This window comes from Streptomyces sp. AcH 505, from assembly GCF_000818175.1.
In the GTDB taxonomy this organism is placed as follows: domain Bacteria; phylum Actinomycetota; class Actinomycetes; order Streptomycetales; family Streptomycetaceae; genus Streptomyces.
Genome location: NZ_JTIY01000006.1, coordinates 1 through 15320, shown reverse-complemented (window position 1 = coordinate 15320; position 15320 = coordinate 1). Strand labels below are relative to the sequence as shown.

At 58.5% G+C, this 15320-nt stretch carries 11 protein-coding genes; 8 read left to right on the top strand and 3 right to left on the bottom strand.

Features of this window, described 5'->3' with window-relative positions; genetic code table 11:
- Window positions 1-174: 174 nt before the first annotated feature.
- The 5 genes from HY68_RS37390 (at window position 175) to HY68_RS37370 (ending at window position 7312) form a co-directional block, all read left to right on the top strand.
- Window positions 175-1413: an acyltransferase gene (locus HY68_RS37390; RefSeq protein WP_198533537.1), complete on the top strand. Its 1239-nt coding sequence runs from the start codon at window positions 175-177 to the stop codon at window positions 1411-1413.
- Complete coding sequence (locus HY68_RS37385) at window positions 1410-2768, top strand: hypothetical protein (protein WP_052457557.1); 1359 nt, start codon at window positions 1410-1412, stop codon at window positions 2766-2768. The genes HY68_RS37390 and HY68_RS37385 overlap by 4 nt, the downstream gene beginning before the upstream one ends.
- Before the next feature lie 97 nt (window positions 2769-2865).
- Window positions 2866-3912, top strand: a complete 1047-nt coding sequence (locus tag HY68_RS37380) for an acyltransferase (protein ID WP_042001639.1) — start codon at window positions 2866-2868, stop codon at window positions 3910-3912.
- Window positions 3890-5419 (top strand): lipopolysaccharide biosynthesis protein, encoded by a 1530-nt coding sequence (locus HY68_RS37375; protein WP_198533536.1) that lies wholly within the window; start codon window positions 3890-3892, stop codon window positions 5417-5419. The genes HY68_RS37380 and HY68_RS37375 overlap by 23 nt, the downstream gene beginning before the upstream one ends.
- A gap of 42 nt (window positions 5420-5461) precedes the next feature.
- Window positions 5462-7312 (top strand): HAD-IA family hydrolase, encoded by a 1851-nt coding sequence (locus HY68_RS37370; RefSeq protein WP_157874577.1) that lies wholly within the window; start codon window positions 5462-5464, stop codon window positions 7310-7312.
- Here the strand turns inward: HY68_RS37370 and HY68_RS37365 are convergent.
- Complete coding sequence (locus HY68_RS37365) at window positions 7305-11180, bottom strand: hypothetical protein (RefSeq protein WP_042001633.1); 3876 nt, start codon at window positions 11178-11180, stop codon at window positions 7305-7307. The two genes, HY68_RS37370 and HY68_RS37365, sit on opposite strands and share 8 nt — an antisense overlap.
- A gap of 457 nt (window positions 11181-11637) precedes the next feature.
- Here HY68_RS37365 and HY68_RS37360 point away from each other — a divergent pair, with 457 nt between their 5' ends.
- Both HY68_RS37360 and HY68_RS37355 read left to right on the top strand, forming a co-directional pair.
- Entirely contained in the window at window positions 11638-12762 is a 1125-nt protein-coding gene (locus HY68_RS37360) for a glycosyl hydrolase 53 family protein (protein ID WP_042001630.1), read from the top strand.
- A 283-nt stretch (window positions 12763-13045) separates the two neighbouring features.
- Window positions 13046-14299 (top strand): glycosyltransferase family 4 protein, encoded by a 1254-nt coding sequence (locus tag HY68_RS37355; RefSeq protein WP_042001627.1) that lies wholly within the window; start codon window positions 13046-13048, stop codon window positions 14297-14299.
- A 124-nt stretch (window positions 14300-14423) separates the two neighbouring features.
- On the opposite strand, the gene HY68_RS44480 is transcribed toward HY68_RS37355, so the two are convergent.
- Complete coding sequence (locus HY68_RS44480) at window positions 14424-14579, bottom strand: hypothetical protein (protein WP_198533534.1); 156 nt, start codon at window positions 14577-14579, stop codon at window positions 14424-14426.
- A gap of 209 nt (window positions 14580-14788) precedes the next feature.
- On the opposite strand from HY68_RS44480, the gene HY68_RS43220 reads away from it, so the two are divergent.
- Window positions 14789-14989 (top strand): hypothetical protein, encoded by a 201-nt coding sequence (locus tag HY68_RS43220; RefSeq protein ID WP_157874576.1) that lies wholly within the window; start codon window positions 14789-14791, stop codon window positions 14987-14989.
- A gap of 30 nt (window positions 14990-15019) precedes the next feature.
- Here the strand turns inward: HY68_RS43220 and HY68_RS37350 are convergent.
- The coding region (locus tag HY68_RS37350; protein WP_042001624.1) for a hypothetical protein at window positions 15020-15320 on the bottom strand (301 nt) is incomplete at its 5' end.

Below are 15320 nucleotides of genomic sequence, written 5' to 3'. Positions count from 1 at the left end.
CAGGACTCGCTGTTTCGAAATCGAGATTCCTGAATTGCTCGTCTTCAAGGCAAAGTTGGCTCAGCGTGTGGGCAGCATCGTGGCAACATCGAGATCGTTTCAGCTCGATCGAAGACACACGGCAGCAGCGCGAAGTCCGGCGTTGAAATGGTCGCTGAAGCACGTTAGAAAATTTTGCAACGCAAACAGGTTGGGTTCATCGCTTTGTCGACATCAGGCCATCGCCCCAAAGCCCACTATTTGCCGCTTGATAGTATTCGTGGTCTGGCCGCTTCGTGCGTCGTCATTCTTCACTTCGTGATTTCGGAAACCATGATCGCGTCGTTCCCCAACAAGGCATGGGTTGACGTCGCGTTTTTCCATAACGCGTGGATGTTCGTCGATCTCTTCTTCGTGTTGAGTGGAATCGTGATTTCATTCAGCTACACGCAGTTCGATTTCGGGACATTCTCGTTCCGGGACTTCGTCGTGCGTCGTCTGGCGAGAATCTATCCGCTCCACATCGTCACGCTGTTCGCCACATTGGGGTTTCGGCTGCTGAAGATCGCGGTCGTGGCGTTCGGTGTCATGCATCTCGTGCCGGCCGAAACACCGGTTAACAACCTGTATTCCTTTGTTGCGAACGTCTTCCTGCTCCACGCTCTCGGCGTTCTCGACTATCTCAGCTGGAATGGACCGAGCTGGAGCATCAGCGCGGAGTTCTACACTTACCTGATTTTCGGTGCGGTGCTCGTTTTTGCCCAGCGCCGAGAGGATATCCGCATCGTTTATATCGCCTCCCTGTTGCTGATCCTGACCAGCTTGCTGATCATGGTTTTCGTGATGCACCGGAGCGCGATCGATTTTCACTATCAATTCGGCATTGTGCGCTGCGTGTTCAGTTTTTTCCTGGGGGTCCTGACCGTGCGTGCCGTTGCATCGATTTCGGCCGAGACGCCCGGATTGGTCAAAACGACGGTGCAGATCGGTAGCGTCGCGGTGTCCATCCTCCTGGTTTGTGTGGTCGGAATAATTCCGGAAATCAGCTTTGTGGCGCCGCTGGTTTTTGCCGTCCTGCTGGGGTCGTTGATGGCGTTCCCGACATGCGTGCTGCCTCGCGTATTGTCCATTGCCCCGCTGGTATGGCTCGGCAAGCGTTCATACTCGATCTACATGGTTCATGCGCTCGTTCTGATGCCGCTTGAATACGCCGTGCGGGGCGTCGGCTCCCGGAGAATTGAGGCGTTCGACAGCCTGTTCCCCGGTATTGCGGCGTCAACGCTGTTGCTGATGTTCGTCGCGGCCGTGCTCGTGCTTGCGAACCTCACGTATCTTTATGTCGAGATTCCCGGGTCGAAATTTGTGTTGCGCTTCTTCAACCGTGCGCCGGCCGAAGCCCTCGCGCCGATGCCGGGGAGGGTGCTCGGCCGATGACGGGTTTGGCACATGCCGGCACTTTGACGGTGGATCGATTCGAGCCGATACCTCATCCTGAAGATCCGGCGGCGGCCTCGTTCTGGGCTTCGTTCTGGAAGGTCGAGGCGCTGGCGCTGTTTCTCTATTTCTATCGGGACGCGTTCGCCGGCGCGCTGCGCTACTACTTCAGCATCACCAAGCTTGATGCTCTGTGGTTCGTTCCGGATCTTCTCGCGATGCTGTGCATCCTTGCGTTCGTCCAGCGCTATGTCATTCAGGGCAAGAGCCTGATTGCCATCCTCACTGTGCTGTACATGGCGTTTTCGCTGTACATTGGCTACATCTTCCTCGGCAAGGTGGCGGGAGCGGCATCTTCGCTGAAGATGATTGCGCCGGTATTCGTCGGCTTTTGTTTTTGCGGACGGGATATCGGCAACTACCGTTGGCTGCTTCTGTCCATTCACGTCATTTTCTACATCACCATCGTGGGAATCATCGCCTCGGCCCATATGCATCTGCCCTGGGTCGGTTTTTCCTACGAGTCGTTTGGATCCACGCGTGAGGCGGGGCGTTTGTGGTGGTCGCAGGCGGACCAGCGGCTGGCTGGTTTTGCCGCCGACAGCACCATGGCTGCTTTCTTCGTGTTCATCACGTTCGTGCTGACGTCGATTCGCCGCAGTACGTGGTGGTGCCTGTTCTGGGCGCCCGTTGGGATGTATGCCATCAAGCTGACGACCAGCAAGACGACCATGGGTCTGCTGGCGATCTACATGGTGTGTCTGCTTCTCATCCGGTTGCTGCCCGAGGGACTGAAATTTCCGGCGTTGCGCCGGATGGCCCTGTTGTCGTTCCTAACGATCCTCGTGCCGATCATCCTGATGATTCTGTTCTCCGGCGTCGATCTCCAGCGAACCTACCCATCGCTCTTCAGCATGCAGGATCGCATCAACAACAGCTGGCAATTGCCGTTCATATATATGAGCCGTCTGATGCCGCTGGGTTTCGTCACCGGATGCGGCATCGGTTGCTTCAACTATCCGCAACAGCTGTTCTCAAATGTCGTCAGCTATTATGTGCCCGTCGACAACTTCTATATCGGCACCTACCTGATGTTCGGTCCGGCCTTTGTCGCCTTCATGGTTTGCGTTTTCTACGCCATTTCGAAGACGACGGATATCTACAAGCTGACCGTCCTCATTGTGATGAACCTCTTTGCGATCACGGTTCTCGCGTATGGTCCGGCCAGCGGACTGTTGATGCTTGGCTTTGCGTTCAGCGAAGTGTTTCGCGAGAAGGCCGCCGGCAAACCGGTGCTTGTCGATCCGGCATCCGTTTCGCTCGATCCCTCGAGCTTGACGACGCGACCAGCGTGAGCGGGCGCTTACCCCATTTGGTCTGTGGGATCAGCCGGGACACCGAGCAGACGCGGGTCCGCGATCACGGCCGGCGTAACCGGAGGCACCGACGTTCATGACAGACAAGAGTTTTGTCCCGTCAGTCCAGGGCTTGCGCGGCCTTGCCGCGGTCAGTGTGCTGATCGTGCATCTCTACGACATGCCGCTGCTTGCCGGCTTTCTGCCTTCGGTTCCGCGCTGGTTCCAGCAAACCATCAACATGGGCGGACACGGGGTCGAGCTTTTCTTCATGATCAGCGGCTTCCTGATCCCGGCGAGCCTGGTTCGCCACGCGTCCGTGTCGAAGTTCTTTTATGATCGGATGCTGCGCATTCTGCCCGTCTTTGTGATCTTGCATCTGGCGCTTTTTGTCATCGGACCCATCGTCGGATACAAATTCTTCAAGGACATTGGCGTCGTTGCGTATGTCGAGGTGTTCCTGGCGAACTTGTTCTTCCTGCCGGATGCCCTTGGTCTTCCGATCGGCCAGCAGAATGCCTGGACGCTGGCGTATGAGTGGGCCTTCTACATCTGGTTCGCGGCCACGTTTTTTGTGGTCGTCGAGCGCAAGAACTGGATGCTGGGGCTGTTGCTGCTGGCAATCGGGCTTGCTGGCGTCTTTCATCGCCCCATCGCTGCGTACTTTGCGGTCGGAATGTTGTTCGCCGCGGTCGATGTTCGGTTTCGGGTTACCGGGTGGTTCGGGGTGCTGGCCGGTGTGATCTGCGGCATCACCATGTACGTCTGCCTTGAATACATTCATCCCTTTGTCGGTCTCGTGCCCGGGGCTCTGCTGTTTGGAATGGTCCTGGCGCCGGGCTCCGGGGTTGCAAAGGCGTTGAGCGGCCCCGTGCTGCAGTATCTCGGCAAGATAAGCTATAGCTTTTATCTGGTGCACCCGTTTGCCCTTTATCCTCTGCAGATGATGGGCGTGAAGCTGGCTGCGCACGGTTTCAGCCTGTGGGCGCTCTGGGCCGCATTCGTGGGTCTTGGCCTCGTCGCCTCACTTGTGGCGGGCGCCGTCAGCTACGAGTTGATCGAGGTGCGCCTGCGGCGATGGCTGGATGCGACGTTTCGCCAGGCGCCTTCTAGGCCGCTAGGTGAAGTCGGGCACCACGCATGATGCCGACCAGGCGAGAACGCCGACTATCCCGCAATGCATCCTGCCGATCGCAGGCTTCCCGCTATGCTTGGACGACATCATGATCTTGAAGAACCTGCTCTCCATGTCCGGCGTGAATGTCGTCAAGTCGGTGCTTCAGTTCCTGATGACGCTGCTGATGACCTACTTCGTCAGCCCGGCTGAATTCGGTCTGGTGGCATTCTCCCTGCCTTTTATTGCCTTTATCGCCTTGCTGACGGACATGGGGATGTCCAGCGCGATGATACAACGCGAGACCCTCACGGCCGATGAGGCCGGAGCCGCGGTCACGCTGATGGTCGTGATCGGCATCGCCTGTGCGCTTGTGCTGGCCGCATTGGCCGGACCGCTGGCGGGGGCGGTCAAGATGGAAGGCCTATCGACCGTGCTGGCTGCGCTCTCGGTCTCGGTGGTGCTGTCGATCGCGGCGATGGGACCGCGTGCGATTCTTGAACGTAGCCTGCGCTACCAGACCGTTGCGGCGGTGGAGGCGGGGGCGGCGATTGTTGCCACCCTGGTTTGTGTGCTTGGTGCGATCAAGGGCTGGGGCATCTGGGCGCTGATCTCCTACTACGTGCTGGTCCAGGTCGTCCGCGCATCGGCCTTCGGGATCGTGACCCGACACCAGGTTCGTCTCAATTTTCACTGGCGGCGCGTCGTATCGATTCTCACGTTCGGCGGATGGATTCTGGCGTCCAATATCCTCAACTTCGCCGCGCGCAACATCGGCAATCTCCTGATCGGATCGTCCCTCGGCCCGGCGGCCGTGGGACTGTACGGCATCGCCTATCAGGTCATGATCATGCCGCTGATGGTCATTTCGTGGCCAGCCAGCGGCGTGCTTTTCGCGACGTTGAGCCGAATGGCGAATCGGGAACAGCAGGCGAAGATCGTCGGCGCGATGATGGGCGCCACGGCGATCGTCACCTTTCCGGCGATGTTCTATTTGACCTTCGGTCTGAAATTCCCGACCAGCGCGGCGCTGTCCGAGCACTGGCTGGCCGCTGTCCCGGTGATTGCGGTCCTCGCGCCGGTCGGCGCTGTGCAGTCTCTCGCCGCCTATGTGGGCGCGATCCTGCTCGCCAACGGGGAAGCGCGCCTGCAGTTCCACACCAGCGCTGCCAACAGCATTGCCATGATTGGAACCTTCATATTCGCGTTGCCCCTCGGCCTGATCGGGATGGTGCAGGCTTATCTGGTGGTCGCAACCATCATCTGCATCGCCCTGGTATGGCTGATCTGCCACAAGCTGCGTTTGCCCTATCGGTTGCTGGCCAAGGGACTTTTGCCGGGATTGCTCGCAACTGCTCTGGGGCTGCTCGCGGTTTGGCTTCTGACCCGTTTCGAGGTCAGCACGCTTGAGCAGTGGGTCCGGGCGACGGCGGCCTATCTGATCGCGGTGCTTGCGACCTATGCGGTCTTCTTCCAGATCGTCCGAGCCGATCTGCTCACCCTTGTTGGAGAACGGCACGCGCGCCTGCCTGGCTAGAGCCTGCGGGGCGGTGCCCGAATCGTACTTGAGGAGCTGAAGTTGCTGACCAGCAGAAGAAATCCATTCCGCAGCAGAATCCGATCCGCCTCCGAAGTGCGGGATGCTGCGCTGAAGGCCGGCGCCGAGGTGGTATCGGTCGATCTGTTCGACACCCTGGTGTTTCGTCGGGTTGTCGAGCCGAACAGCGTGTTCTCGCTGCAGTATCTCGCCAACACCGAAATCCTGGGCAGGATCTCCTCGGCTGACTGGATGCAGGTGCGCAAGAAGGCGGAGGAGGCGCTGGCCAAGGCTGCGTGGCCGGGCGAGGTTCAGCTGTCTGATATTTATGATCAGGTGGCGCAGGAGCTCAAGCTCTCGCCGGAGGCGAGAGGCCGTCTGCTGGACGCCGAATTGGCCATCGAAGCCGATGTCATCCGCCCCTATCAGGATCTGGTTGATGTCCTCAGGGAGTTGCGTGCCGCTGGCATCGCGATCGTGGTGACGACGGACACGTATCTGCCGGCGGACTTCATCCAGAAGCTGCTCAGCGGCTTCCTGGACTTCGAGCACCGGCTGTTGTGCTCGTCGCGGACCGGAAAGACGAAGCGGTCCGGAACGGCCTTCCCTCATCTCGCTGCCGAATTTCCGGGGCGAAAAATCCTTCACTTCGGCGATAATCCGCATTCGGATGTTGTGATGGTCGGAAAAAACCGGATCGACGCCCGCGAGGTGAGGTGGCGCAGGCAGGCCTCTCTCGAAACGGGAGAATTGGGGCGTTATACCCATGCTCTCGGCGCCACCAGGCTTGCAACGCCCTGGGACGGCCAGACCGATGGCGCCGCGCGCGTATCGCCGCTGGATCAGATCGCCTGGCGCTGGTCGTTCGTGCTGGCAGATTTCCTGGCGTCGCTGCGGGATTATGCGGATCGCATCGATGCGACCGATATCTGGTTTCTGTCTCGTGATTCTGAGACGATGTTCAAGTCGCTGGGGGACGTGCCGGCGTTTTTTGGGCCGCGGAACTGTCGTTATGTGTACGGCTCACGGGCTTGCATCTATCCGGTGATCGCGCGATCGGATCCGGCTCTTTACCAGAAATGGCGCGGAACGGCCCCCACCGAGCGGGTGGAACGGGACGGCGATATCGCGCGCGCCTACTACAGCAGCCTGATCACCCCGCAGACATCGCGCATTCTGATCGTGGATATCGGCTGGAAGGGCAGACTGCAGCTTCTGCTCGAGCGCATCATGCCGCCGAATGTGGATGTGTTCGGTTACTATTTCTCGCTGGAGCCGGCGGCGGTGCCTGCCATCCAGACCAAGTCGGCCACGTTCATCAGCTGGGACCCGTCAGTATTCAATCAGGCCATGGTCGAGGCGCTGTCGGGATATGTAGAAGCCTCGGCTATCGGGTTCGAGGAATACGGGGACGGTTTTAAGCCCGTTTTCAGGGAGGGCGCTGGAGACCGATCGCCGGTCGAATATTGTGACAAGCTGAGGTCGTTTCTGACGACTTTGCTCCAGGGCAAGATGACCGTCTCTACCCGTTCCGCTTCCCTGCTGGAGGCCCGAAAGTCGATGATCCGGCAGATATCGCTCTATCCCGACCGGACGACGGTCGCCGGCTTCGCGCAATGGACCATCGGCACGCTCATTGATGGATCGGATACGGACAACATCGCAAGCGGGGGGCGGGCCACATGGTGGCAAAAAGTCGCCGGACGCAGTTCGTCCGGCAACGTCTGGCCATCCGCCGCGATCTGGACGTTGACGGATAACGTCGTCCTTGGCCGCCTCCTGCAACATGCCATCTGGATGCAGTTTGCGACCAAGTATCAGATCGAGAGTCGCTCGTATGAAAAGCGATACGGAAGCGCTCCGCAGGACCAACTCGTTCGTTCTGTCAGGTAAACAGGAAGTCCGCGTGACTGAGGTTGGTGGCGTGGACGTTCTTCAGCAGGATCGAATCGCTGCCGGAGATGTGGATCAGGGTATCGGCACCGGTCTGCGTCATCTGCAGATGATCATAATCGCTGACCAGCGACTGCGCGATCTTGATGGTGTCGTGGTTGGCAGCCGCCCCGGCCCGGAAGTTGTAGATCTGGTCGTTGCCATGGTCGAACACGATGGTTGTCGATCCTGCCGATGAGAAGACGTCGTTGCCTGCTCCGCCCGAGATCGTCAGACCGGTGGCGACGGCTGTGACGTTATGCGTGCCGTTGCTGTTCAGGATGTCGATGTCCTGCAGCTTCCCGGCGCTGTCATAGGCCTCGTGCTGAATGGCGCCGGGTGATCCGGGGACGACGTACTTGTAGACGTCCGTTGATCCGGAGGCGTGATTCACGGTCTCCAGGGTCTTGGTGCCGGAGCTGTCATAGATGTCGGTGACCTTGGTGCCATCGCTGCCAATGACCTGGGTGTAGTCGAGCGAGCCGTCGGCGTGGGTTCGCATCAGTTCGGTGATCTTTCCGGACGCGTCGGCGTGCTGGAATTCGGTGGTATAGGTCTGGCCCTTGATGTTGTAGCTGTAGGTATCGTGGCTGCCGTCGGTATTGGTGATATACATCTTGGTCTTGACGCCGTCGGAGTACAGCGTGCTGGACGACGAACCGTCGGTGTTCTGGATGGCGTCGCTGGTGAGATGCCCCGTGGAATCGAACAGCTGGCTCTCGGTCGATCCGTCCGCGTGCGCGAGATAGACCGAGGTCTTGACGTTGTTTGCGTAGTTGGTGGTCGTGGTATCTCCGTGCGCGGTCTTGGCGATCGTCTGTGTCACGCTGCCCGACGTATTGAAGGCTTCGGAGAGGCTCGACCCGTCGGTATGAAGCGTGAGCTCGCTGGTCTTGTGACCGGCGGTATCATAGAGGTCGGTGACCTTGGTGCCGTCGCTCCCGATGGTCTGGGTGTAGTCTAGTGAACCGTCGGCGTGGGTCCGGGTAATCGCGGTAATCTGTCCGGCGGCGTCGGCGTGCTGGTGTTCGGTGGTGTAGGTCTGGCCGGTGATATTGTAGGCGTAGGTATCGTGTGACCCGTCGGCGTTGTTGACATACAGGTTCGTCTTGACGCCGTTGGAATAGAGCGTGGTCGATGAGGAGTGATCGGTGTTCTGCACCGTGTCGCTGGTCAGCTGCCCGGCCGAATCGAACAGTTTGGCTTCAGTCGCGCCATCGGCGCTGACGATGTACTGGGAGGCGATATGACCACCGGAATAGTTTGTCGTGGTGCTGTAGCCATCCGCTGCCTTGAAGATCGTTTGAGTCAGTTCGCCTGACGCGTTGTAGAGATCCGTTTCATGTGATCCGTCGGTGCGCAGAACGACCTCACTGGTCTTGTGACCGGTGCTGTCATAGGTATCCGTGATCCTGGTGCCGTCGCCCTTGATCACCTGAGTATAGGCCAGCGAACCGTCGGCGTGGCTCCTGGTGATCGCCGTGACCTTGCCGGTGGCATCGGTGTGCTGCAACTCGGTGGTGTAGGCTTGGCCCTTGATGTCATAGGCATAGTTATCGTGGCTGCGATCGGCGTTGGTCACGTACATCCTGGTCTTGACGCCATCGGAATACACCGTGGTCGACGACGAGCCGTCGGTTCGCTGAACGGCGTCGGTGGTGAGATTTCCGGTGGAATCGTAGAGTTTCGTTTCAGTCGAGCGATCCGAGTTTGTGGTGTAAAATGCGGTCAGGACCGCCCCGGTGTAAACCGCAGTGGTCACCGTCCCGTCGGTCTTCTGGATGATCTCCTTGGTCAGCGCTCCCGATGTATTGTAGAGGTCGGTTTTGGTCGCCGATGTCGTGACCGTGATCGCCGATGTCTTGTGACCTGCCGCGTCGTAGACAGTCGTGACCTTGCTGCCATCGCTGTTGATGACCTGCGTATAGTCGAGGGAGCCGTCGGCATGGCTGCGGGTGATCGCGGTGATCTTGCCGCTGGCATCGGTGTGCTGCAGCTCGGTCGTATAGGAGCGGCCGGTGATGTTGTAGGCGTAGCTGTCGTGGCTGCCGTCGGCGTTGGCCACGTACATCTTGGTCTTGACGCTTCCGGAATACAGCGTGGTCGACGACGATCCGTCGGTTTTCTGGATTGTATCGCTGCTCAGATGTCCCGTTGGGTCATAGTTCTTGGTCTCTTTCGAGCCATCGGCCTTGACGATGAGCTCCTGGGCGATGGTGCCGCCGGTGTAGTGGATGCTGTCGGTCGAGTGATCCGCATAGACCGTCACCTTGCTGGTGATGACGCCATTGGTGAAGGCGGCATTGGTGGTCGACTGCAGAGACCCGCTGGAATCGAAGACCTTGGTATTGGTCCAGCCGCCGGTCGAGACCGTAACCGAGAAGGCGTAGCCACCCTGGATCGCCGCGAGCGCTTTGCCGTAATGCGTAATCAGATACGTCATCGTCGCTTCCGAGGCGACCGGAAGTGTGTGCGTGTCGGTGAGGGTGATGGTCTTGAGCGTATCGGAGGCATTCAGCGTAGACAGTTGGGCGACGATATCGGCCGCGGTTCCATTCACATTGGCGGGGACGGTCGGAGGGGGCGTTGTGGTGTCGGGCGCATCGATCTCGATGACCACCGGATGGTCGGTGACCGGGATCTGGATATCCTTGACGTCGGTGTAGACGGCTATGGGCTGCGTGCCGCTCATCGGATCGTAGACCTTGACCGAATGGTGCACGCTGTCGAGATGGACGGTGACGGTTTGGGTCGGGTTGCTGATTTCGGTGTCCGACGCGTCATCCCAGATCTTGGGCTCCGCCCACACAACCAGGTCATAGGCCCCGTTGCTCTTACCCAGAACCATGCTTTGGCCGGTGGCCGGCAGATTATCCAGGGAGTAACTCAGGGATCCGGTGGGCTGGTGGCCGCCGGTTCCGTCGTCGGCGAGAATGGCGGTGAGGTTATGGATCGCCGTTGCCGCGAGTTTCGGCGTACCGTCCGAGTTGAACAGGCCGTAATTGGCCTCGGGGTCGGTGTTGCTGGGGCTAGAGTCACGATCCAGCAGTTCGTAGAGATAGGTCTTGCTGACACCGTCCTTGTAGGCGTCGACCAGCGTATTGAGGATGGATCTCGCCTGGACGCTCTGATCCGCGCCGATATGGGGCGTATCGGGCTGCGTTGTGTAGCCGCTCTCGGTGATCACGATCGGTTTGCCGAAGGCGCTGCTGCTGGCGGTGGCGAGCGTCGATTCCAGGGCGCTGTTGGTTGTGAGACTGGTACTCAAATACGAATGGGCGTTGGCATAGTCCGAATATTGTGACAGGTCGCCGAGCTGCGAATAGGCGCCGGGATCATTGTGACCCAGCGTCAGATTGTACACCGGCACGCCGGTGAGATGAGTGTCGCCCTTGATCGACGTGTAAAACAGCTTCTGGTATTCCGCAGCCGCGGCAATCGAGGAGCTGCCGTTGAAGCTGAAGTGCTGGATGTTGGCTTCGTTCAGGCCTTCCAGCGCGGCGATGCTGCCGGGGTGGCTTGCCTCGAAAGCGTCCAGTGCTGCCAGATATTGCTGCAGACCGGCGCTGCCGGCGGCGGGGACGCTCGACGAAATGACGAAATCAAACTTGTAGCCGGCTGCGGCGAGCCCGGCGAGGACGGGCTGTGCGCCTGGAATGGTGGTCAATCCATCTCGAATGGAGGTGACACCGAGATATTTGAGGTCGTCTTCGACCAGCGCGAGGTTGTTATAGGCACCCCATGCGTATCCCACGTGTGTGTTGACGCCGATGGAACTGATGAAGGATTGCGCGGACAGGATGGGCTGATCAACAGTCGTGGTGCTCATCGGTCGAATCTCGGGGCTGGAGGAGGGCAAGCCGTATCATTCAAACTCTAGCGTGGAGTTTGGATTGCTCGTAAAAATGAAAACAACCGGAACAGAAGCTTCCTGGTCGTATCCATCGTGATTCCACAGCTTGCGTGTTGGCGTACATGCCCGCACGGTTTGACCTCAGTAAGGCATTTCTCTGTTTTTAAATTTTTCTAACGGCTGCACGAAATCGCAGCATGTGCTCGTCGCGCGAGCAGGCCCGATGTACTCCCGACGTTGTAATGACGCAGTCATATTTGGCGGGATGGCGTGCAGCGAGACCGAAGTTCAATCCTGCTTCGTTCGATGACGACATGTGAAATGCGAAAACGCGTGCGCCGCAGAAAAGCCGTCTCATCTTGGTGTGTTCGGCGGCCTGCAAAGTGTTCTTTGCGAGTTGCATTGCAGGCGGCGGTTTCCAGAGGTGGACACAATGACACATTATAAATCGACAGAACCTGAGCGCCTTTTGAGCAGGCTTGGCGTGTTGGTGATGTCGGTTGTCCTGGCTGGCGCGTTGACCGCGGCATCAACACCCGCGCGCGCCATCGAATGGGGCATCAATGGGCCTCCGGCTAAAAAGATGGATGTCGAGCCGATATTCAAGATGATGAAGGCGCGGGGGCTGACGCAATATCGCGTAGGCGTCAATCTCACCAAGGATACCGAGGGCGTCGAAGCGCCTATGCTGAAGCATATGGTTGAGTTGGCGAAAACTTACGGAATCACCCTTCGGCCACTGTTCGGATTCGGCTTTCGGTGGGGTGATCGAACCGATGCCGGAAATTATCCGGCGGGCGACCGTGACGCGCTCTATCAGCAGGGGTTCAACCGAACATATGCGTTCGTCGATCAATTCAAGAATGACATCGACGAGTGGGAGCTGGAAAATGAAATCAACCTCGCGGCGCACGATCCGGAGGGCAAACGGATGTTTGGCCGGGGCGGAACCGCGGCGGAATACGAAATGCCGATCATGGAAGACTGGGCTGCTGTTCTGAAGGGGGCGTCAGATGCGATCGACAAGATCAACAAGGAGAACGGGCTTCATTTGCGCAGAACCATGAACACCACATCGACGATGTTCGGTTTCCTGGATTTCATGGCCGAGAAAGGTGTCGGTTACGATGTGATATCGTACCATTACTATGAGGTGGAAGGACAAAATCCTCACCGGAACTGGAATGGCAGGAACCCGCCGTTCGACCTGTTCAAGAAACTTGCTTCGTATCACAAGCCCATTGTGTTCAACGAAGTGAACTGCGGTGAGATCTACAATCCCAATTATGGCAACAAGGCCGGTGATCCGCTGACCGAGCGCTGTCTGCATACGCTCAACACAATCCTGACGGTCCTGAGAGATCAGAAGGATGCGAATATCAAGAGCGTGAGCATTTATAATCTGATGGATGAGCCTGCCAAAAAACCGCCGGAAAATCGCTTCGGTCTGATGTACGACCTCAACACACCGAAAGTTCCCTTCTACCTGCTGACCCGATTTGCAGGTGGGCATCTGTCGGATGCGGAAGCGGCCGAATTGAGCAAGAGGGGACTCTAACAAGCGAGCCGCTGCATATCTCGCAGGCATTTCCGATGCCGGATCTCCATCTGAAAAATCAGTCTGAAAAGCCGGTCGCGGGGGCGTTGCATGATGGATTGAAATCAACTCCATCGTGGCCATGTTGGTCCGAAATTTGCCCATATTGATTGTGTCCAATTTCGGACGAAATGAACGGCATGGGCGGGCTCGTGCTGGTTTCGTTTCGCGCCGATCACGCGACATGATCCGGTCACACGGTTCAACTAACCGAAAAACTCGATGCGTTCGCTGGAGAGCCGACATGATACGGACGACCGTGCCCCACGAGGGAGCCGCCAATGTTCTCTTCCTGGTCGAGGTCATCAATTGCAACGACGGCATCGCGTCTTACTGCGAAACGCTGGCGAGCGGGCTCAAGAATCGGGGTGTGCGGGTCTATCTCGCATCGGGCCAGATTCGCTCGGACGAGAAATCCGAGGCCAAGCGCCGGAAGCTCAATGCAGCCGTCGAGAAATGGTACGAATTCCCGGGCATCGGGAAAATTCCGTCGTTGTCCCGCCTCGTCCAGTTGGTCAAGATCATCAGAGAAAATAATATCACCGTCATCAACGTGCATGGACTGGGCATGCTGTTCTGGGGACGCTTGCTGTCTCTGATGACCGGTGCGCGCTTCATCGGGACCTATCACCCGTCCATTCTCGGCAGCATCGATCAGGTCAAGAAATCGTCGGACGCGAAATTCAGCCTGAAGCAAGTCATCTTCCTGAATATATTTTTCCCGAAATACCTCATCGTGTTGTCGCAGGAGTCGGTGCAGTACATCACGCAGCACCGGATCATCGGGAAGAACCGGGTGGTGAAGATCTATGGCGGCACCGATTTAGGCCATTTTTATCCACCCACCCCTGCCGACAGGCAGCGGGTGCGTGACAAGTATGATCTGTCCGACGACGATTTCGTGTGTCTGCTGGCCGCCCGCTTGGCCTGGGTGAAAGGGCACGATCTGCTCATCAAGGCCGCGCGGAAGATTCGCGACAGCCGCGAGGGCTCGCCGCTCAAGATCAAATGTTTCTTTGTCGGAAGCGGCGGGGCCGACCGCGAACAGGAGATCAGGTCGTTTGCCTATGCAGGGGACGCCAGGGATAACGACACCTTCAAGTTTCTCGGATTCATGGGAGATGTCCGCGACGCATTGTGGGCGGCGGATGTGTTCGTCTCGCCGAGCCGGTTTGAAGGTTTCTGCATTGGCGTGGTTGAAGCCATGGCGACCGGTCTGGTTCCGGTTCGGACCCCGAGCGGTGGAGCGTTTGACCAGATCATCGATGGCAAGACCGGCTTTATCGTGCCGTTCGAAGACGTTGATGCCTTGTGCGAGGCCATTGAAAAATTGACCAACGCCACCGCGCGCCAGGCCATGTCAGGCAACTGCATCGCCCGTGCCCAGGAGGTGTTCGGTGTCGAGCCAATGGTCGATCAGATGTTGAGTGTCTATGGACTGTCGACCGCTCCGGCCGATATCGCGCACCAGAAGCTGGCGACGGCGAGTCAGTTCTAGTTTATGCAGGTGGCGCGAACCGCCCTGTGATCCCGTCTGCTCTACAACGCTCAATAATCAATAATAATGTGTCAGCTGAAGATCGGGGATGCCGGCAACGGGAGATCTTGCCGCTGGGCGGCAATTACGCGATGCGCTGTTTGCGTTGTTCGTCGCGTGCGCCAGCATGATCATCGCGCACACGGCGGTCTGAAAACGCCCAGAATATGGTCGCAATCGCCAGTGCCAGGCAGGTCAGAAACCCTGCAGCGAACGCGATCGCAAATTGCACCAAGCCCATTTCAGGCCTCCCTTGATTGGGCGGGAAGATACTGAGAAATCGCCGGATTTGTAAGAAACTTGAGCTGCTTATCGGGGAGCGTGCTTAATGAACACCTTGATACCGCCACAACCCGGCCCAGCCCGGCGATGTTGCGATGCGGTATCGAATTAACGAGGCTTTTTAAGAACTATGGCTATAAGGAGTCCAAGAGCCTAGGGAGGCCTCATTTGACAACGTTTTTGTACGCGCTGGCGGCCTGGTTCATTTTCAACATCATTTTTGCCGCAGCCATGTATTTCAGGCCGACCCGAAAAAAGCAGGGCAGTGGTTCCATCACGGATCAAGGCGGACGCCGCGGACAGGCCATGACATTCGGCAAGTTGTTATTCTTCGGCTTCTGGTTGAACGGCCGGCATCCTTCCGTCTGAGTTCCGCCGGAACGCTCCCGCGCCCGGCGCTCAATCGGCGCGTTCCGCCAGCATCAGAAAATCGCCTTGCCAGGCGATCAGCGCGACCGCCAGCGCGGAGAACGCAACTTTCCCGACCAGCAGGACGAACGGCTCGGACGAGACGCTCGCCAGCGATCCGATCAGAAGCGCCGCGATAGCCGTCGCGGCCACCAGGGACGGCCGTGGAAACGCACCGAACTGGATTGTCGGTCCGCTGGCGCACAGGATAACGATCGCGGTTGTGATGGCGGCGCCCGCGAGCACGGCCGGAGGCGAGAGGCCTCCGAGCGCGGCTGCTGACGACCAGGTC